The organism is Neisseria benedictiae, assembly GCF_958267435.1.
In the GTDB taxonomy this organism is placed as follows: Bacteria; Pseudomonadota; Gammaproteobacteria; order Burkholderiales; family Neisseriaceae; genus Neisseria; species Neisseria bergeri.
Window position 1 is genome coordinate 1 of the sequence record NZ_CATQFV010000059.1, and the last position, 19,028, is coordinate 19,028.

A 19,028-nucleotide genomic window follows, 5' to 3' on the forward strand; every position below is an offset into this window, starting at 1 on the left:
TGAAGACGTATACGGTCAATACTTTCAGTGGGATTTTTTCGGGAATTGTTGTCATATCCCTGTCGGATAAGGGTTTTTATTTCCGCCAAACGCTGCACCACCCCCAATAATCCCTTCCTCCCCCTCCTCTGGCTGGTGCGCCTTTGTGAATATGCCGTCTGAAACTCGGGGCTTCAGACGGCATTTTGTATCCAAAACGGTAACTAATGTATCCGTACTTTGTTATAGAATGGCTGCTGTTTTTTCTTCGTAATTAGAAATTGTCAAAATGGGCAAACATATTCTTTTAGGTGTAACGGGCAGTATTGCGGCGTATAAGTCTTGCGAGTTGGTGCGACTGCTGAAAAAACAGGGGCATTCGGTTACGGTGATTATGAGCCGCTCGGCAACTGAATTTGTTTCTCCGCTGACTTTTCAGGCTTTGAGCGGCAATCCCGTTCTGACCGACACGCACGGCGGCAACGGTTCAAACGGTATGGAACATATCAACTTAACCCGGAATGCGGATGTTTTTCTGATTGCGCCGGCAAGTATGAATACCGTGGCAAAAATCTGTAACGGCGTGGCAGATAACCTACTGACCAATCTGGCAGCCGCACGGAAATGCTCTCTTGCCATCGCTCCCGCGATGAATGTGGAAATGTGGCTCAACCCTGCCAACCAACGGAATATCGCACAACTGGTTTCAGACGGCATTACTGTCTATATGCCGGGCTCGGGCGAACAGGCTTGCGGAGAAAATGGTATGGGAAGGATGCCGGAACCCGCAGAATTGCTGGACCTGCTTCCGGATTTATGGACACCGAAAATTTTAAAGGGCAAGAAAATCTTGATTACCGCAGGTGCGACATTTGAAGCCATTGACCCTGTCAGGGGCATCACAAATATTTCCAGCGGGAAAATGGGCGTGGCTTTGGCGCGGGCGTGCCGTGCCGCCGGTGCGGAAGTCAGCCTGATTTACGGGCAACTTCAAACCGAACTGCCTTTCGGCATATCTGATACGGTTCAAGCCGTCAGTGCCGAAAATATGCATCGCGCAGTGCATCGTTTAATCGACAAACAAGATGCTTTTATTTCTGTTGCCGCCGTCTCAGACTATAAGGTTAAAAACAGGAGTACGCAAAAATTCAAAAAAGATAAAAATGCCAAACCGTTATCCATCGAATTGGATGAGAACCCCGATATTTTGGCTTCTATTGCCTCATTGCCGAACCCACCGTTCTGCATCGGTTTTGCCGCTGAAACGGAGAATGTAATGGCATATGCGCGAGAAAAACGTATTAAGAAAAAAATACCAGTGATCGTTGCCAATGATGTTTCAATCGCGATGGGCAAACCGACCAACCGGATTACCATTATCGGGGACGACGGGGAACTGTCTTTTCCCGAAACAAGTAAAGATGAAGCGGCAATGCGGATTGTTGAAAGGCTTGCCGTATATTTGAACAAATTCGGGACAGATGAAGGCAGCTACTAAAGATTTATGGAAAACTATTGAACGTGAACAAGTGCCCAAAAATCAATTTACTTCCGAATTCTTCACTAACACTTGGTCAACAGTTAGAAAGATATTTGAACAATGTTCTGAAAGCAACAAACCCAGAAAAGGCGCCGAATTATAAAGAAATACCGAAAAAGGATGATGGAACTCACTCTGGAATTGTAAATAGAACCACAAAACCCATGTTCACAGGAGGGAAATAATTGAGAAAATTTTTTGTCACTGCAGCAATAATTATATTTACTATATTATTTAATAAATATGATCAACAGAATTGCATGAAAAAAATAATTTTTATAAATAATAGAGTTCACTTGTTTAAAACTCAGAAAGGAAGATACCCATCTAATTTAAGCGAGATTAATATTTATCCACATGAAATTTTAGGATGTAATTTTTTTAGCTATAACGTGCCTGGCTGGGGGAATTGTAATTACATATCGTATAACCACGGACACTATATTTTAAGTATAGATAGTGTTTTCAATGGTTGTTTAACAGAGTCTGAAGACGAGTCTATTTATTTAAACTCAGGGAGATATGATTTCTAAAAGAATGAACAAATAACGAAGATTAAAGCAGGAAATGAAAAAATTCCTGGTTATACATGGCATCATAATGCGCAAAGCCCTCCTAATAATATGCAGTTAATTCCTAATAGTATTCATAACGCTGTTAGGCATACCGGTCAAAAATCGTTAAAGAAAGATTAGTGAACATGGAAGAACTATCAATATCATCAGATGAGGGATTGGTTCCAATAAGAACAATTCAACAATTTGCTGAAGATATAGGGGTTGTTTTTCCTGTTTCATATGTATCACTTCTTAGCAAACATGATCATTTATACCCTAAAGAAAATATTTTCAATTTTGTCAATCAATACGGTGAAAATGATGAAAGAGACATTTCATTTTTAGGGTATAAGCAAAATTTAGGCTATGAAGATATTTATAGCTATTCATGTATTGATGATGAATATGGGTATGCAAAAAAAGTGATTGCTTTTGGGATTTCAGCTAATGGCGATTATATCTGTTTTGATTACAGAAAATGCAATGAAAATCCATGTATCATTCTGATGTATCATGATGATTTTTATGAAGATGAGAATGGAGATACGAAAATGGTAACTAGCCATATTGCAGATAGTTTTGATGCCTTTTGGATATGCTGTATGAACTTTCAGATTAAGTGTGTAAGTTGAGTTGAAAACCCAACTAAATTAAAAAGATTGTCTGAAATCAGCAAGCCATAGTCCATATGAAACCTAAACTCAACAAGTAGGATGTGTGCGGAACGCACGCATACGGTTCTCAAAGTTTGAGCCAAAAGGTCGTCTGAAACAACAAATACAGTTTCAGACAAAAGCAGCCCACCGCCACGCCCATATCGGCAGCACACCCGGCAAAACCAGCATCCGAAGCCGCGCAGACACAGCCCTCAAAGGTATGCAGCTTATCGGCAAAGGCGTACAGGCAGATAAGCAATTGAACGGATAAACCATAAAACGGATTGCCTGTTAATCAAAAGACAACCCGTTTTACCTGCTTCAACTTCTGATGACTTTGCGGATATATGGGATACTGTGCAGATTTTGAATAATCTGATTCAACTGATCCAAATTCTTGACTTTCAATAAAAATTTGAATTCGACAAAACCTTCCGTTCCCGACTGGGATTTAGACGGTGTTTCGACCGACTCGATGTCCGCACCGGAATCGGAAATCGCTTGCGCCATTAATGCCAACAGGCCGTGGCTGTCTTCCGATTGGACTTGAAGCCCGACACGGTAGTTCTGCCCATTCATATTTTCCCAGTCTGCATCCAGCTGCTGTTCGGGATCGGACTTCAACAACGTCGGGCAGCTATCCCTATGGATAATCATGCCTTTTCCCTTAACCAACAGCAAACGGATGGAATCGCCGGGAACAGGGTGGCAGCACTCTGCAAAATGAATATTCCCGCTTTCCTGCCCATCGACTTTAATGGAACTGAGCCTGACCTCGCTGCCGAAATGCTCCCCTGCCAACTCGGCAATATGCATGGCAACATAAACGGGCAGGGTATGGCCCATGCCGACGTTGTACAGCACTTCTTCAAATGAAGTCTGTTTGTCGTTGAGATCAGCAAGGTATTTTTCTTTGATGCCGTCTGAAAGCAGGACATCTTTGGGCAGCAAACTGGACAGGGCTTTTTGCAACAAGCTTTCACCCAAAACAATCGCATCGTGTCTGTTAAGGTTTTTAATATATTGGCGTATGGCGCTGCGCGCCCTGCCGGATACGGCAAAATTCAACCACGCGGGATTGGGTTTGGCGTGTTCGGATGTGATGATTTCGACGGAATCACCGGTTTTGAGCTTCGTACGCAGCGGCATCATCACGTTATTGACACGCGCGGCAACGGTTTTATGCCCGATGTCGGTATGTACCGCATAAGCAAAATCGACAGGCGTTGCCCCCTTGGGCAAAGTTAGAATTTTTCCTTTCGGGGTAAGGATGTAGATTTCGTTCGGGAACAAATCGACTTTAACGTGTTCGAGAAACTCAATGGCATTGGCGCTGCTTGCCTGTAAGTCTAAAATGTTTTTCAACCATTGATTGGTGTGCAGCACCGCCTGATCGACCGTTTGGGAATCTGATTTATAGCTCCAATGGCCGGCGATACCTCCTTCCGCCACGGCATCCATTTCCCGCGTGCGTATCTGAACTTCAATCGGCAAGCCGTAAGGACCGACCAAAGTGGTATGCAGGCTTTGATAACCGTTGCTTTTCGGAATGGCGATATAGTCTTTGAACCGCCCGGGCTTGGGCTGATAGAGGGTGTGCAATGCGCCGAGTGCCGCATAACAGGCGGGAATGCTGTTGACAATGACGCGGAAACCGTAAATATCCATAACCTCGGCAAAGCGCAGCTTTTTCGCCATCATTTTCTGATGGATACCGTACAGGTTTTTTTCCCTGCCTTTGATTTTGGCCTCTATATTCGCGCCTACCAGCCGCTGACCGAATGCGCGCAAGACTTTGCCGACAACGTCCTGCCTGTTCCTCCGGCTCTTGTCCATCGCTTTTTTTAAAGTTTCGTAGCGGTTGGGATGCAGGTTTTGGAACGATAAATCCTGAAGCTCCCGATACGCATTATTCAAACCTATACGGTTGGCAATTTGCGCATAGATTTCAAGGGTTTCTTTTGCAATACGGCGACGCTTGTCCGGGCGCATCGAACCGAGCGTCCGCATATTGTGCAGGCGGTCGGCAAGTTTGACGACAATCACGCGTACATCTTTGGTCATTGCCAAAATCAGTTTGCGGAAACTCTCCGCCTGATGCTCTGCATGATCTTCAAATTTGAGTTTTTCGAGTTTGGACAGACCGTCCACCATCTCGGCAATCGTATTGCCGAATCTTGCTGCCATCTCCTCTTTCGTAACGCCTGTATCTTCCAGCACATCGTGCATTACACCTGCACACAGACCCTGTATGTCCATATGCCAAAGGGCGAGCTGTGTCGCAACGGCAATCGGATGCGTGATATAGGGCTCCCCGCTTTTCCGGGTTTGTCCGTCATGAGCGTGAAATGCATAGGCAACAGCCTTCTCGAGCTCAACCTGTTCTTCAGGCTTGAGATAGGAAGCGGTACGGAAAAGCAGGGTACGTGCTTCGGCAGTTAAATAGTCGTAAGGTGCGGTAGGTTGTGGGACAGGCATTTCAGACGGCTTTCGGAACATATTTGATTTTTCGTTTCAAACCGTCGGACTGCACGGCGGCAGAATGTGCCGACGTGCGTTTCCGGCAGGATTTATTTATTGCGCGTCAACAGTTCCGTACCGATATGCCCGGCGGCGATTTCCCTTAATGCGGTAACGGTCGGTTTGTTATTGCGGACATCGTCCACAAGCGGCGTGTTGCCGTTCTCAAGCTGGCGGGCGCGGCGGGCCGCTACCAATGTCAGGTCAAAATGGTTGGAAATTTTTCCGGTACAGTCTTCGGTGGTAATACGTGCCATATTATTTGCTTTCTTTCAAAAATATTTAAAATGGGAAACCGAGTATTTTCGCGGTTTTTTAGGAATTTTCCAACAAATCTGCAATAAATCCCAGTTGCCTCGACCTTTTCAGACGGCAGGCATTCACAATATGGAGCAAATCCTCCTCCGCACGCGCCAAGTCGTCATTGACCACGACAAAGTCGAACAATACGGACTGTTCGATTTCATGCCTTGCCTTCGACAGCCTCCTTTGGATAACTTCCCGACTGTCCGTCCCGCGTCCGTTGAGGCGCGCGGCAAGTACGTCGAAAGAAGGCGGCAGGATAAAGATGCCGACGGCTTCGGGCAGCGCGTCGCGAACCTGAGCCGCGCCCTGAACGTCGATTTCCAAAATCACGTCATAGCCTGCCGCCGCCAACGCATTCACGCCCTCCGCGCTTGTGCCGTAATAGTTGCCAAATACGTCTGCGTATTCCAAAAAAGCCTCCTGCGCGATAAGCGACTCAAACTCTTCTTTGGAAACAAAGTGATAATGTACGCCGTTTGCTTCGCCTTCACGCGGCGGGCGCGTCGTGTGCGACACGGAAACGCGCAAACCGTTATGGTTTGCCAACAGCCGCGACACCAGCGTGGTTTTGCCCGTGCCGGAAGCGGCCGAAATGATAAAGATGTTGCCTTTTCGATAAGCGGACATATTTTTTACCTGTATATTTTCTAGCCGATTGTATCACAACGGACACTCGGTTTCCTATTTGCCGATGCCCATATTTTGCCGCTATTGTTTTGATTGATTTGGCAAGCGGCAGGCTGACGGCTACAATATGGCGTTAAAAACATCAAACATGGAACACACAATGCTGGTTCATCCCGAAGCTATGAGTGTCGGCGCGCTCGCCGACAAAATCCGCAAAATCGAAAACTGGCCGCAAAAAGGCATCTTATTCCACGACATCACGCCCGTCCTGCAAAGCGCGGAATACTTCCGACTTTTGGTTGATTTATTGGTTTACCGCTATATGGATCAGAAAATCGACATCGTTGCCGGTTTGGACGCGCGCGGCTTCATTATCGGCGCGGCACTCGCCTACCAGCTCAACGTCGGTTTCGTCCCCATCCGCAAAAAAGGCAAGCTGCCTTTTGAAACCGTATCGCAAAGCTACGCGCTCGAATACGGGGAAGCGGCGGTGGAAATCCACACCGATGCCGTCAAACCCGGTTCGCGCGTGCTGCTGGTCGATGATTTGGTTGCCACGGGCGGCACGATGCTTGCCGGGCTGGAGCTGATCCGCAAACTCGGCGGGGAAATTGTCGAAGCCGCCGCCATTTTGGAATTTACCGACCTTCAAGGCGGCAAGAATATCCGCGCAAGCGGCGCGCCCTTATTTACCCTGCTTCAAAACGAAGGCTGTATGAAGGGCTGAAAACCGACCCTGCCGTCTGAAACCGGCAGGGTTGTTTATGATGCGTTCAAATCACGCCCAAATCTTGCAAGCCCCTCAACACACCGTCTTCATCAACGCCGGGGCAAACATATTTCGCCGCTTCTTTCGCCGCCTGTTCCCCGTTGCCCATTGCCACGCCGAACCCGACTTCAGACAGCATTTCCACATCGTTCAAACCATCGCCGAACGCCATCACGTCTGCCATTTCCCATCCCAATGCTTCAACCACGCTTCTGATGCCGTCTGTTTTCGACATTCCCGCAGGCAGCAGATCGACCGCCTCCTCGTGCCAGCGCACCGTTTTCAAGCCTTCCCGTTCCACAATATCCGACCAGAGCGGCATTTCGCTTTCCTCCGCAAACACCAGCATCTGATACACCGGTTTGCTTGAGAAATAATCCTTATCGGCAAAAAAATCGCTGGCGATATGCTTCAAGGCGCGGCACACGCATTCCGACAGCGCGGACACGGCGATCCCCTCTCCGCCGACAAACGCATAATCCATGCCCAAGCCATCCAAATGCGCGCAAACCCTGCCCATCAAACCGGCATCCATCGGTACTTCGCGCACAGTTTTTCCGTGCAGCAGCGCAAACTGCCCGTTTATCGTTACCACGGCATCCATTCCCGTTTCCGCCATCATGTCCCTGACCTTTTCAGGAATCGTCGCCAAAGACCGCCCCGTTGCCAACGCCGTCAATATACCTTTGCCGCGCAAAGCCGCCACCGCCGTTTTCACGGAAGGGCGCAAAGTATCCGTATATTTGCGGTACAGCGTATCGTCAATGTCGAAAAACACGATTTTAGGATTCATCACATTCTCTCTCGCATTCAAACTGCCGCATTGTATCCCAAGCAGGCAAATACTTGATAAATCCTTATAAATTTCCCGGCAAAATTGACCGCGAACACGAAAAGGCGGATAATCCGCCCATCTTCAAACACCATTCAGACGGCATTTGCAGCAATGCCGTCTGAAACATTTTTACAAAGCACACAAATCATGTTTCAACACACAGGACGACACATAAAGCGTCGCCCTATATGTTGCCCTGATTCGGAAGGGGTTACGCCCCTCCCAAATAAAGTCTGATTCTACCGCCCTAAAGGGCGGGGTTTCAACCGAAAAGGAAACACGATGAAAGCACCCGAACTCTTATTGCCCGCCGGCGGATTGGAAAGAATGCGCGCCGCCTACGATTACGGCGCAGACGCCGTTTATGCCGGCAGCCCGCGTTACTCACTGCGTGCCCGCAACAACGAATTTGCCAAACTTGATGCTTTAGAACAAGGCATTAAAGAAGCGCACGAGCGCAACAAAAAATTCTTCCTGACCGTCAACACGCTGCCGCACAACTCCAAGCTCAAAACCTTCGTTTCCGATATGGAACCCTTGATTGCCATGAAACCCGACGCGCTGATTATGGCGGATCCGGGTTTGATCATGACCGTGCGCGAAAAATGGCCGGAAATGCCGATTCACCTGTCCGTTCAGGCAAACACCACCAACTACTGGGGCGTAAAATTCTGGCAAAATATCGGTGTCGAACGCATCATCCTGTCGCGCGAATTGAGCATGGAAGAAATCGCCGAAATCCGCCAAGAATGTCCCGACATCGAACTCGAAGTCTTCATTCACGGCGCATTGTGCATCGCCTACTCCGGCCGTTGCCTGCTCTCTGGCTACTTCAACCACCGCGACCCCAACCAAGGCACTTGCACCAACTCCTGCCGTTGGGACTACAAAGTCCACAACGCCACGGAAAGCGATGCGGGCGATGCCCAACTTCTGCAAGGCTTCAACTTTGAAAAATCCCAAGAAGAAGCCAACCAAAACTTTGAAGGCATCAACGGTCAAAAACGCCATCCCTATGCCGACAAAGTTTTCCTGATTGAAGAGTCCAACCGCCCGGGCGAGATGATGCCGATTATGGAAGACGAACACGGCACCTACATCATGAATTCCAAAGACCTGCGCGGTATCGAAGTGGTCGAAAAACTCGCCAAAATCGGCGTGGACAGCCTCAAAGTCGAAGGCCGCACCAAGTCGCTCTATTATGTTGCACGCGTCGCCCAGTCCTACCGCAAAGCGATTGATGATGCTGTCGCAGGTCGTCCGTTCGATTACAGCCTGTTGAGCGAACTTGAAGGCCTCGCCAACCGGGGCTACACCAGCGGCTTCCTCGAGCGCCACCAAACCCAAGACTATCAAAACTACCTCAGCGGCCATTCCACCGCCAAACAAAGCCAATACGTCGGCCACGTTACCGAAATCGACGAAAACGGCTGGGCAACAGTGGAAGTCAAAAACCGCTTTGCCGTCGGCGATTCGCTCGAAATCATCCACCCGAGCGGCAACCAAACCATCAAATTGGAACAAATGACCCGTAAAGGCCAGCCTGTCGATGTCGCACCCGGCAACGGTATTCAGGTCAAAATCCCGAATATGCAAGGCAAAGAAAAAGCCCTCATCGCACGCGTATTGAACCCCTAAGCCACGATGCCGTCTGAAACCTGTTTTCAGACGGCATTTTGTTGAATCTTACGGTACAATGCTAATGATTTCCCACAGCAAACAAGGACATCCGACATGAAAAAAATCCTCATACTCTCCGCCGCCGCCCTGATGCTGGCAGCCTGCCAATCCGGCCGCGCGCCTAAAAACGTACACACGGCATCCGCCGGCACACCGGCCGGAGAATCATGCAAAGTCATCCGCGGAGACACCGCAGGAAGCGGCAAAAACATCATTTACCGTTGCAGCAACGGTCAGGCGGCAATAAATGCAGCCATTGCAGACGGCGTATTGGAATCCGGGATTCCCGTCAGCTTCGGCGGCGGCGGCGTGCCGGTTGCAAACGGCAGGAATCTGGTTACACGGCAAGCAGCAAACGGCGTAGGCAAATCCGACTCCGAGGCCTGCGAACGCGCCCTAATCAATGCCGCCCGCAAATTCCAGCAGACCGCCGGCAAACTCGGCGGGCGCAGTGTTACCGGCTTCCACAGCTACTTCGACAAGCAACCGCTGCAAGGAGGACAATACGACTGTCAGGCAGGCTCGTTCCACGTCCGCGTGGTCATGCGCGCCAATGTCGTCCGTTAACATATCGGCGACCAAAAATGCCGTCTGAAACATTTTTCAGACGGCATTTTTAATCCCCTTGCCTTATTGTGCGGCAGATTCAGATCGGGACACTCCATACTTCCATATCTGCACCGTTCAAACATCCCGCCTGCGGAACGGAATCAAAGCGGCAGTCCAGTTATGTTCTTGAAGGCGGTTTATCCGAACGTGCCGCAACAAAGCCGAAACGCATTGCCCCGCACAAGTGAAAGCCGCCAAACCAAATACCGTTATAAAAAAGGAAAGCTCAGGCGGTAGGCATTTTCACGGAAATGCCTCACCGTCAAAATCAATATTTGCTTACCTGATTTATCGTGCCAAAACAAATAGCTATAACCGCTTTTGCCATAAGGCACGATTACTTCCCTTACATTTTGCAAAGTTTCCCCCGCCACCGACAAATCATAAGGTTTCCCATTACTCGGGCTGCCTTGTGTAGAAACAAAAGAATTTTTAAGCAGCCGCATCACTGTATTTGCCTGATGTTCCGCACCCAAATCATTCAAAAAATTATAAATCCTGACCAAATCAGATTGAGCGGGGCGTGTAATTATCAGCTTTACTTGCGGCATTCGGGCATATCCTTCAATTCATCGCCACCCAAGCCGTCCACCCAGTCTGCAAACTCATTAAGCGTAATATGCAATCCTGTTTCCCGATAATCCTGAAAAGCCTGCATCGCCCGCTTATCGTAGGCTTGTTTGGCTTTCAAGCGTTCTATATGACCATCCACCGCATCCAATACGATACTGTGCACACTGCCCCCGAAATCCCGGGCCAGCTCTTGTAAAACGGCTTTGCGGTATCCCAGTTTGACACCGGTTACTTCCTGATTGGTAAGCATCATTATTTTCCCATAAATCAAACGTCTGACACGGCATTATAAACACAATGCGGCATCTGCCGCCACCCTTGCGGACGCGGCGTTACCGGCTTCCTCAGCTATTTCGACAAGCAGCCGCTGCAAGGCGGACAATACGACTGTCAGGCAGGCTCGTTCCACGTCCGCGTGGTCATCGTCCGTTAAACATATCGGCAATCAAAAAATGCCGTCTGAAACATTTTTCAGACGGCATAGTTTATAAATCAAATCGGTAATACAGATAATCGTTCAATTAGGATTGCTTCTGCAGGTGGGACAACACATTAAGGTGTTGCCCGATGCCCTGTCTGAAGAAAACGCCACTGTTTCCGACTGTGAAACACAGGATAAATATCAACGGGCTTTTGCTTCTTTTTTGCCTGCAAATACGCCGAAGCCGCTCTTATGCTCATTGTTATCTTTATAGCTGTATCTGCCTGCCATTTCTGCGCCATCTTCACCATAAAATCTTCCGGAAATATCGCCTTTTCCTTCTTCGTTTGCCTGCCACGTTCCCTTAAAGCTGTTATTTCCATCAAATTGCGCGGTAAAGTTTTGCGTACCCATACCTGAAGGATCTTTGGTATCAATTTTTCCTGTTACGGTTTTCTGTGAGAAATCAACATTTGCCGTAAACGTTCCTGCAGCTTGATATGCGCTATCATTAAACCAATTGTTTTCGTATGCTTTCCTAAAATGCAGCACCTTTCCATTGTATGTTGCATTACCCACCGGCAATTGTTCTGTCGGCTTACCCTGTACGAAAAGAGTATATGAGCCATCTTTTAATTTAGCCGCCCCATAAATCAGGTGCTTATATTGGTTTTGAGAAACCATTACCTTATCAAAATCACTCATCAAACTGGGGTGATTCCTACGTGATACTTGCTCATCAGCTTTCGTTAAGTCAATGGTTTCCCCACTAATCATCAACGCCGTGATTTCTCCCGTACCGTCAAAATATTTCTCGCCAAACACGCCTGTTTTAGGTTGATTATCGGCAGCATTTTTGGGGGGTTGGTCTTGATCTTGGGGGGAATGAGCAGCCGTGTCATCGCCTTGCAATCCCTCTTTCGCATCCTGCCTGCCGTCATCAGCCTGCATCCCGTCTTGCCCCGCCCCTTCGGAATTTTCGGCTTCCGACGGCGGGTTTGCACCTTCGGTATTCGTCGCAACCTCAGTATGTTCGGCGTTTTCAGAAGAAGGGTTTGCCGGCATCCCTGTGCCTTCGCTTACAGCGTTTCCTTCCGTACCATCTTGAGATTCCGCATTTTTCGGCGCATCGGTATCTTGATTGCCGACATCCGCCCCTCCGGCGGCACTGACGGGCATATCACGGTTGTTTTCAGGCTGCGTGTCGGATGTGCCGTTTGCCGACGCATTATCATTATGTTGGGGCGCATCATTTTGCACTCCGCCATCCGCCCTTCCTGCATCACTGACGGGCATATCACGGTTGTTTTCAGGCTGCGTGTCGGATGTGCCGTTTGCCGGCGCATTATCATTATGTTGGGGCGCATCATTTTGCACTCCGCCATCAGTGCCTGCCGGTGCGCTTTCCCCTTGCGTATCTTTAGGCGGTATTTCTGTTTTAGAATCCCCGCCATCCCCACCTGCCGAGGGGCTTGCCGTATCAGCACCTGTAGCAGGGTTTCCCGTATCAGTGTGGGGGGGGGCAACTTTATTTGACGGTGTTTCCGAGGATTTGACCGCAGGCGCATCCCCTCCTCCTGAAATACAGGCGGAAAGGGCAAGGACGGATGCCATTGCAAGCAGGCTTGGTTTGAAAGGAATCGTCATAATTATCTCCTAATGGCATATTTTTAATAAAAAATATGATAATTATTTATATTTGATGGTTTGAAAAATGCCGTCATACGCGGCAGAAAATACGGTTCCGCTTCACGAGCCGAGGCGAAACCGTAAAATATATCAATGCCTGTGCGGCATCATACCTTCGGGGGCTTCGACATCGGCTGCCAAGCCGAAGGTTTCGCGCAACACGACTTTGTAGAATGCAAAGGCTTCGCGCGCGCCTTGGATGGCTTCCGCTTCGGCTTCGGGAGTCAGGTTCAAAGCGTTCAGATGCTCGACGAAGGCGCGCCAGTGTTTGCCGCGCCCGTCGGGATGGGGAGCGAGGTGGCGCGCGCCGTGTTCGCCGTTGTAATCGAGTTTTTGGGCGTGTTTGAACAAAAACGCCGCGCCCAAATTGGATCCTTCGGCGCAATAAAGCCAGCCGATTGCTTTGTTGCCGGTTTCGTGTGGCAATTCTTTGTCGAATTTGTAAGGCTCTTCGCCCAAGTCTGCAAGGTCTTGCGTTACGGCATCGTATCGCGCCATATATTCCAACTCGGGAATGGCTTTGTTTAATTCGGCATCTTTATAAATATGATCGACCGCCTTGTGGAAAACGGATTGGAGTTTCAAAAATTTGATGTAGTTTTCTTTGCTGGAAAACGGTTCGACAGACATAACGAGATTGTCTACGCTGTCGTGAACGGTGGTGGTATCTGCTTTCAAGCGTTTGGCAAACGTCAGGGCTTGATTTTCGGTTTCGCTCATAGCTTTTCCTTTGTCGGTAAGGGATAAGGATGCGGTGCGGGCAAAATCCGTACCTGACCGCATACAAAAATAATAAACGAGATTTATTATCACATATTTTTGGAAAAAAATATCATTTGCGTGATGTTTTTAAGCAGGTATTTTACTATTCTTTACAGAATCGAGATTTTATCAAATGGGTTCGGCAGTCGGCGGACAGCCGCTCAAAAAATATTTTTGCCGGACACCAAGGGTTTGTTCATACTGCCGAACCTGCCGGTTTTACATCCTGATTGGGTGTATCGCCTTTTTTCCTTTATAATGCCGCCACTTATATTTGCCACTTTCCCGATGAAGCCGTTTGCCGAAAATATCCCCCACAGCCTTCGCGGCAACTGCCGCGACGAAGCCCTGCCGCCGCATACGGTAGATTGTCCGGAATGCAGCTGCCGCGCGGATGTACCTCGGTTGGACAGTGGAGAGGCGGCGTTCTGTCCCAGTTGCGGACACAAACTCTTCAGGGTGGGCAGGCATCCTTTTTCGGCCCCGCCCGCCTATGCGGCGGCTTCGCTGATTTTGATGGCGTTTGCTTACGGTATGACGTATATCGAGGTCGGGATACCGGGTGCGGCATCCGTCCTTTCGCTGCCCGAAATGGTACGCCTGATGGTGTTTCAGGATTATGGTTTTTTGGCCGAAGTGATGTTTGTGCTGACTTTCGGCGCGCCGGTTCTGTTTCTGCTGCTGTGCCTGTATGTCTATGCCGCGCTGATACGGAAACGGGTGTATCCTGCGCTGCGTTTGGCAACGCGTGTGATGGTGCGCTTGAGGCAGGCGATGATGGTGGATGTGTTTTTTGTTTCCACTCTGGTGGCGTATATCAAGCTCTCGTCTGTGGCAGAGGTTCGCTTCGGGTCGGCGTTTTATCTGATGTTCGCGCTGTCGGTTATGCTGATTCGGACTTCGGTATCCGTTCCCCAGCATTGGGTGTATTTTCAAATCGGGCAGCTGACGGGGGATAATGCGGTTCAGACGGCATCAGAAGGCAAAACCTGTTGCAGCCGCTGCCTGTATTTCCGCGACAGTGCCGAATCCCCCTGCGGGGTGTGCGGCGCGGAACTGTACCGCCGACGGCCGAAAAGTCTGAGTATTTCGTCGGCGTTTCTGACGGCGGCGGTTATTTTGTATTTCCCTGCCAATATCCTGCCGATTATGATTTCGTCCAATCCTGCCGCCACGGAGGCCAACACCATCCTTAGCGGCATCGCTTATATGTGGGACGAGGGCGACAGGCTGATTGCGGCGGTTATTTTCAGCGCGAGTATTTTGGTGCCGGTGCTGAAGATTGCGGCAATGGCGGTTTTGATTGCGGCGGCACGGTTCGCTTTGCCAACGGGCGCAAAGAAATTGTCGCACCTCTACCGCATCACCGAAGCGGTCGGCCGCTGGTCGATGATTGATATTTTTGTGATTATTATTTTGATGTGTTCGTTCCACACTTATGCCGCGCGCGTCATTCCGGGCAGTGCGGCAGTCTATTTCTGCCTGGTCGTGATTCTGACGATGCTGTCCGCCTATTATTTCGACCCGCGCCTGCTTTGGGACAAACGCGCTTCAGACGGCATTGCTTTCAACGAAACGGAAAAATATGACTGACAACAGCCCTCCTTCAAACGGACACGCTCAAGCACGCGTCCGCAAAAACAACACCTTCCTCTCTGCCGTCTGGCTGGTCCCGCTGATTGCGCTGATTGCCGGTGGCTGGCTGTGGATTAAGGAAATCCGCAACAGGGGGCCTGTGGTTACGCTCTTGATGGACAGCGCGGAAGGCATTGAGGTCAACAATACGGTCATCAAAGTATTGAGCATCGATGTCGGACGCGTTACCCGAATCAAACTGCGCGACGACCAAAAAGGCGTGGAAGTAACCGCCCAACTCAATGCGGACGTATCCGGCCTCATCCGCAGCGATACCCAGTTTTGGGTGGTCAAGCCGCGTATCGACCAAAGCGGCGTAACCGGTTTGGGTACGCTGCTTTCGGGTTCGTACATCGCCTTTACACCCGGCAAAAGCGACGAGGCAAAAGACGTGTTCCAAGTGCAGGACATTCCGCCCGTTACCGCCATCGGGCAAAGCGGGCTGCGCTTGAATTTGATTGGTAAAAACGACCGCATCCTCAACGTCAACAGCCCTGTTTTGTATGAAAACTTTATGGTCGGGCAAGTCGAAAGCGCGCATTTCGACCCGTCCGACCAAAGCGTGCATTACACCATCTTCATCCAAAGCCCCAACGACAAACTGATTCATTCCGCCAGCCGTTTTTGGCTGGAAAGCGGCATCAATATCGAAACCACAGGCAGCGGCATCAAACTCAATTCCGCCCCTCTGCCTGCCCTGCTGTCGGGCGCGATTTCATTTGATTCGCCGAAAACCAAAAACAGTAAAAACGTTAAAAGCGAAGACAGCTTCACGCTTTACGACAGCCGCAGCGAAGTCGCCAACCTGCCTGACGACCGCTCGCTGTACTACACCGCGTTTTTCAAACAATCCGTGCGCGGACTGACCGTCGGTTCGCCCGTCGAGTACAAAGGGCTGAATGTCGGCGTGGTTTCCGATGTCCCTTATTTCGACCGCAACGACAGCCTGCATTTATTTGAAAACGGCTGGATTCCCGTACGCATCCGCATCGAGCCTTCCCGTTTGGAAATCAATGCCGACGAACAAAGCAAAGAACATTGGAAACAACAATTTCAGACGGCTTTAAACAAAGGCCTGACCGCCACCATCTCCAGCAACAACCTGCTGACCGGCAGCAAAATGATTGAGTTGAACGATCAGCCTTCGTCTTCGCCCAAGCTGCGACCGCATACCGTTTATGCAGGCGATACCGTCATTGCCACACGGGGCGGCGGTTTGGACGATTTGCAGGCGAAAGTGGTGGATTTGCTGGACAAGTTCGACAAACTGCCTTTGGATAAGACGGTTGCCGAATTGAACGGTTCGCTTGCCGAGCTCAAGTCCGCACTTAAATCTGCCAATGCCGCCCTAAGCTCCATCGACAAACTGGTTGGCAAACCGCAGACACAAAACATCCCTAACGAGTTGAACCAAACCCTGAAAGAATTGCGTCAAACCCTGCAAGGCGTATCGCCTCAATCGCCTATCTACGGCGACGTACAAAATACGCTGCAAAGTTTGGACAAAACCTTAAAAGACGTTCAACCCGTGATTAATACTTTGAAAGAAAAACCCAACGCGCTGATTTTCAACAGCAGCAGCAAAGACCCTATCCCGAAAGGAAGCCGATAATGCGCCTCTTCCCGATTGCCGCCGCCCTGACGCTTGCCGCCTGCGGTACTGCGCAAAGCACACAATATTTCGTTCTGCCCGACAGCCAGTACATCCGTCCTGCAACGCAAGGCGGCGAAACCGCCGTCGAAGTCCGTCTTGCCGAACCGCTCAAACGCGGCGGACTGGTCTATCAAACCGACCCCTACCGCATCAACACCGCACAAAACCACGTTTGGGCAGACACCTTGGACGATATGCTCGAAGCGGCGTTGAGCAATGCATTCAACCGTTTGGACAGCACACGCATCTTTGTTCCTGCCTCACGCAGCGGCAGTACCGAAAAATGGACGGTCTATATCGACGCATTCCAAGGCAGTTACACGGGCAAAACCCTCATCAGCGGCTACGCCGTCCTACCCGACGGTACGAACAGACCCTTCCATATCGAAACCGAACAGCAGGGTGACGGCTACGCCGCGATGACCGCCGCACTCGAACAGGGACTGAAACAGGCGGCGCAACAGATGGTCGAGTAAACCGTGAACTATTGCGAATTTGCCGCCTCACTTCCCGAAAACACCGATAACCCGAACAAACATTACCACGACACCCAATACGGTTTTCCGATTGAGGACGACAATGAATTGTTTGAGCGGCTGGTGTTGGAAATCAATCAGGCAGGATTAAGCTGGACGCTGATGCTGAAGAAGCGGCAGGCATTTCAGACGGCATTTGAAGGTTTCGACATCGATACGGTCGCCGCATTTGGCGAAGCCGATATTGAACGGCTGCTTACCGATGCTGGCATCGTCCGCAACCGCCTGAAAATCGATGCCGCCATTTTCAATGCACGGCAAATCCAAGCGTTGCAACAAGAATACGGCTCGTTCAAGAACTGGCTCGACGCGCACCATCCGCGAAGCAAAGACGAATGGGTTAAACTCTTTAAAAAACATTTCAAATTTGTTGGCGGCGAAATCGTCGGTGAATTTCTGATAAGTACCGGCTACCTCAAAGGCGCGCACGCCGAAAGCTGTCCTATTTACCGTAAAACCCTGAAATACCAACCGAAATGGCTCGATGCCGTCTGAAAAACCAATGAACAGAAGAATCTTCCTCCTTGGCGCAGGCGCGTTGCTTCTTACCGCCTGCGGCAGAAAATCCGCCCGAACCCACGCCAAAATTCCCGAAGGAAGCACCGTGCTTGCCTTGGGCGATTCGCTTACCTTCGGCTACGGCGCAAACCCCGGCGAATCCTACCCCGCGCAACTGCAAAAACTGACGGGTTGGAATATTGTCAACGGCGGCGTATCGGGCGATACATCCGCCCAAGCCCTGTCGCGCCTGCCCGCGCTGTTGGCACGCAAACCCAAGCTTGTGATTGTCGGCATAGGCGGCAACGACTTTCTGCACAAAGTTCCCGAGGAGCAGACCCGCGCCAATATCGCGAAAATCATCGAAACCGTGCAAAAGGAAAACATCCCCACCGTCCTCGTCGGCGTGCCGCACATCACACTGGGCGCGTTGTTCGGGCATTTGAGCGACCATCCGCTGTATGAGGATTTGTCCGAGGAATACGGCATTCCGCTGTTCGGCGGCGCGTGGGCGGAAATTTTGGGCGATAATAATCTGAAATCCGACCAAATCCACGCCAACGGCAAAGGCTATCGGAAATTTGCCGAAGATTTGAATCAATTTTTGAGGAAACAGGGGTTTAGATAAACAAAGGTTTATCCGCACCCAAGTTGTTTATATAATCATGAACCGACTGGGACACCAAACTGCTTCGGGACGCATATGCCGTCTGAAGTGCAAAACCTACGCCATACAGCCGCATGAAGTTGCAGCGGTATGGCATTTTTTGAAAAAGACGGTCTGCCGGTTCAGACGGCATGACCGACCGTCCGAGCCTGCTGTGGATAAAGCCCGGACAGGCTGAAATCATGGAATATTGCAAACCTGAAGAAGCATCCGACCCGTACGCAATATACAGGCGTGCCAACCTGATGGCGGTGCTGCCGCTGTTTGTCGTGATTTTGGTTCTGCTCAATATTGTTTTTCCGCTTCCGGCGCATCCCTTGGCTTGGCTGGTACCTGCAGGTTTCATGGTTTTGGTCGGCGGCTTTCCCTTATCGCTGCCGCTTGTGGCGCTGCTTGTCCTGACCTGCTGCATTCTGGCGCATTGTCCGCCATTATCCCGTCTTTTGTGCTACCCTTGCCCGAATCATCCGATGTCTAAAAATTCTGCCTGATGGCAGCCCTACAAACCCGAAGGA

The 19,028-nt window shown here is 50.0% G+C and carries 20 protein-coding genes and 3 pseudogenes; 14 read left to right on the forward strand and 9 right to left on the reverse strand.

The genetic code is table 11. The features are described from left to right. Window positions 1–268 precede the first annotated feature (268 nt). The 4 genes and pseudogenes from coaBC to Q3O12_RS07285 all read left to right on the forward strand — a co-directional run. Entirely contained in the window at window positions 269–1,477 is a 1,209-nt protein-coding gene (gene coaBC / locus Q3O12_RS07270) for a bifunctional phosphopantothenoylcysteine decarboxylase/phosphopantothenate--cysteine ligase CoaBC (protein ID WP_301669887.1), read from the forward strand. A gap of 587 nt (window positions 1,478–2,064) precedes the next feature. Beyond that, a complete protein-coding gene (locus tag Q3O12_RS07275) occupies window positions 2,065–2,214 on the forward strand; it encodes an HNH endonuclease (RefSeq protein WP_301669953.1) in 150 nt (49 codons plus the stop codon). 5 nt (window positions 2,215–2,219) lie between these two features. Continuing rightward, a pseudogene (locus tag Q3O12_RS07280) lies at window positions 2,220–2,695 on the forward strand (SMI1/KNR4 family protein). Window positions 2,696–2,808: 113 nt separating this feature from the next. Then, window positions 2,809–2,985: pseudogene (locus Q3O12_RS07285) on the forward strand (hemagglutinin repeat-containing protein); the annotation flags it as partial. A gap of 68 nt (window positions 2,986–3,053) precedes the next feature. On the opposite strand, the gene Q3O12_RS07290 reads toward Q3O12_RS07285, so the two are convergent. From Q3O12_RS07290 to gmk, 3 genes are all read right to left on the reverse strand, one after another. Then, window positions 3,054–5,210, reverse strand: coding sequence for a RelA/SpoT family protein (locus Q3O12_RS07290; protein ID WP_301669889.1), 2,157 nt, complete (start codon window positions 5,208–5,210; stop codon window positions 3,054–3,056). 92 nt (window positions 5,211–5,302) lie between these two features. After that, entirely contained in the window at window positions 5,303–5,509 is a 207-nt protein-coding gene (gene rpoZ, locus Q3O12_RS07295) for a DNA-directed RNA polymerase subunit omega (protein ID WP_002212665.1), read from the reverse strand. Window positions 5,510–5,567: 58 nt separating this feature from the next. After that, window positions 5,568–6,185 carry a guanylate kinase gene (gene gmk, locus Q3O12_RS07300; protein ID WP_002242918.1) on the reverse strand — a complete coding sequence of 206 codons (618 nt, stop codon included), beginning with the start codon at window positions 6,183–6,185 and terminating at the stop codon, window positions 5,568–5,570. A 127-nt stretch (window positions 6,186–6,312) separates the two neighbouring features. Here gmk and Q3O12_RS07305 point away from each other — a divergent pair, with 127 nt between their 5' ends. Next, window positions 6,313–6,912, forward strand: coding sequence for an adenine phosphoribosyltransferase (locus Q3O12_RS07305; protein ID WP_014580597.1), 600 nt, complete (start codon window positions 6,313–6,315; stop codon window positions 6,910–6,912). Window positions 6,913–6,958: 46 nt separating this feature from the next. On the opposite strand, the gene Q3O12_RS07310 is transcribed toward Q3O12_RS07305, so the two are convergent. Continuing rightward, a complete protein-coding gene (locus Q3O12_RS07310; RefSeq protein WP_301669890.1) occupies window positions 6,959–7,747 on the reverse strand; it encodes a Cof-type HAD-IIB family hydrolase in 789 nt (262 codons plus the stop codon). Between the two features lie 324 nt (window positions 7,748–8,071). Between Q3O12_RS07310 and trhP the strand changes: the two genes are divergently transcribed. Next, the gene (gene trhP / locus Q3O12_RS07315; protein ID WP_301669891.1) at window positions 8,072–9,427 is read left to right on the forward strand and encodes a prephenate-dependent tRNA uridine(34) hydroxylase TrhP; all 1,356 of its coding nucleotides are present in this window, start codon (window positions 8,072–8,074) and stop codon (window positions 9,425–9,427) included. A gap of 96 nt (window positions 9,428–9,523) precedes the next feature. Further along, complete coding sequence (locus Q3O12_RS07320) at window positions 9,524–10,036, forward strand: excinuclease (protein ID WP_407074735.1); 513 nt, start codon at window positions 9,524–9,526, stop codon at window positions 10,034–10,036. A gap of 251 nt (window positions 10,037–10,287) precedes the next feature. Here the strand turns inward: Q3O12_RS07320 and Q3O12_RS07325 are convergent, their stop codons facing one another. Both Q3O12_RS07325 and Q3O12_RS07330 read right to left on the reverse strand, forming a co-directional pair. Next, window positions 10,288–10,629: a type II toxin-antitoxin system RelE/ParE family toxin gene (locus tag Q3O12_RS07325; protein ID WP_002235099.1), complete on the reverse strand. Its 342-nt coding sequence runs from the start codon at window positions 10,627–10,629 to the stop codon at window positions 10,288–10,290. After that, a complete protein-coding gene (locus Q3O12_RS07330) occupies window positions 10,617–10,904 on the reverse strand; it encodes a hypothetical protein (protein ID WP_301669892.1) in 288 nt (95 codons plus the stop codon). The genes Q3O12_RS07325 and Q3O12_RS07330 overlap by 13 nt, the downstream gene beginning before the upstream one ends. Before the next feature lie 69 nt (window positions 10,905–10,973). On the opposite strand from Q3O12_RS07330, the pseudogene Q3O12_RS07335 reads away from it, so the two are divergent. Next, window positions 10,974–11,084 (forward strand): annotated as a pseudogene (locus Q3O12_RS07335) (excinuclease); the annotation flags it as partial. A gap of 189 nt (window positions 11,085–11,273) precedes the next feature. Here the strand turns inward: Q3O12_RS07335 and Q3O12_RS07340 are convergent. Together Q3O12_RS07340 and Q3O12_RS07345 are read right to left on the reverse strand one after the other, a co-directional pair. After that, the gene (locus Q3O12_RS07340; protein ID WP_301669893.1) at window positions 11,274–12,719 is read right to left on the reverse strand and encodes a transferrin-binding protein-like solute binding protein; all 1,446 of its coding nucleotides are present in this window, start codon (window positions 12,717–12,719) and stop codon (window positions 11,274–11,276) included. 132 nt (window positions 12,720–12,851) lie between these two features. Beyond that, window positions 12,852–13,481 carry a biliverdin-producing heme oxygenase gene (locus Q3O12_RS07345; protein ID WP_301669895.1) on the reverse strand — a complete coding sequence of 210 codons (630 nt, stop codon included), beginning with the start codon at window positions 13,479–13,481 and terminating at the stop codon, window positions 12,852–12,854. A 300-nt stretch (window positions 13,482–13,781) separates the two neighbouring features. On the opposite strand from Q3O12_RS07345, the gene Q3O12_RS07350 reads away from it, so the two are divergent. The 5 genes from Q3O12_RS07350 to Q3O12_RS07370 are packed head-to-tail and all read left to right on the forward strand — an operon-like array spanning window position 13,782 to window position 18,474. After that, on the forward strand, window positions 13,782–15,116 hold the full coding sequence (locus Q3O12_RS07350) for a paraquat-inducible protein A (protein ID WP_301669896.1): 1,335 nt from the start codon (window positions 13,782–13,784) through the stop codon (window positions 15,114–15,116). Continuing rightward, window positions 15,109–16,770, forward strand: a complete 1,662-nt coding sequence (gene pqiB / locus Q3O12_RS07355; protein ID WP_301669897.1) for an intermembrane transport protein PqiB — start codon at window positions 15,109–15,111, stop codon at window positions 16,768–16,770. Before Q3O12_RS07350 ends, pqiB begins: the two co-directional genes overlap by 8 nt. Next, complete coding sequence (locus Q3O12_RS07360; protein WP_118880313.1) at window positions 16,770–17,288, forward strand: PqiC family protein; 519 nt, start codon at window positions 16,770–16,772, stop codon at window positions 17,286–17,288. Before pqiB ends, Q3O12_RS07360 begins: the two co-directional genes overlap by 1 nt. Before the next feature lie 3 nt (window positions 17,289–17,291). Further along, window positions 17,292–17,843, forward strand: a complete 552-nt coding sequence (locus Q3O12_RS07365) for a DNA-3-methyladenine glycosylase I (protein ID WP_118997577.1) — start codon at window positions 17,292–17,294, stop codon at window positions 17,841–17,843. After that, window positions 17,833–18,474 (forward strand): arylesterase, encoded by a 642-nt coding sequence (locus Q3O12_RS07370; RefSeq protein WP_101141154.1) that lies wholly within the window; start codon window positions 17,833–17,835, stop codon window positions 18,472–18,474. Before Q3O12_RS07365 ends, Q3O12_RS07370 begins: the two co-directional genes overlap by 11 nt. Here Q3O12_RS07370 and Q3O12_RS07375 read toward each other — a convergent pair. After that, entirely contained in the window at window positions 18,467–18,646 is a 180-nt protein-coding gene (locus tag Q3O12_RS07375; RefSeq protein ID WP_239994880.1) for a citrate (Si)-synthase, read from the reverse strand. The genes Q3O12_RS07370 and Q3O12_RS07375 overlap by 8 nt on opposite strands. On the opposite strand from Q3O12_RS07375, the gene Q3O12_RS07380 reads away from it, so the two are divergent. Beyond that, a complete protein-coding gene (locus Q3O12_RS07380; protein ID WP_180301028.1) occupies window positions 18,645–19,004 on the forward strand; it encodes a hypothetical protein in 360 nt (119 codons plus the stop codon). The genes Q3O12_RS07375 and Q3O12_RS07380 overlap by 2 nt on opposite strands. Window positions 19,005–19,028: the final 24 nt, after the last annotated feature.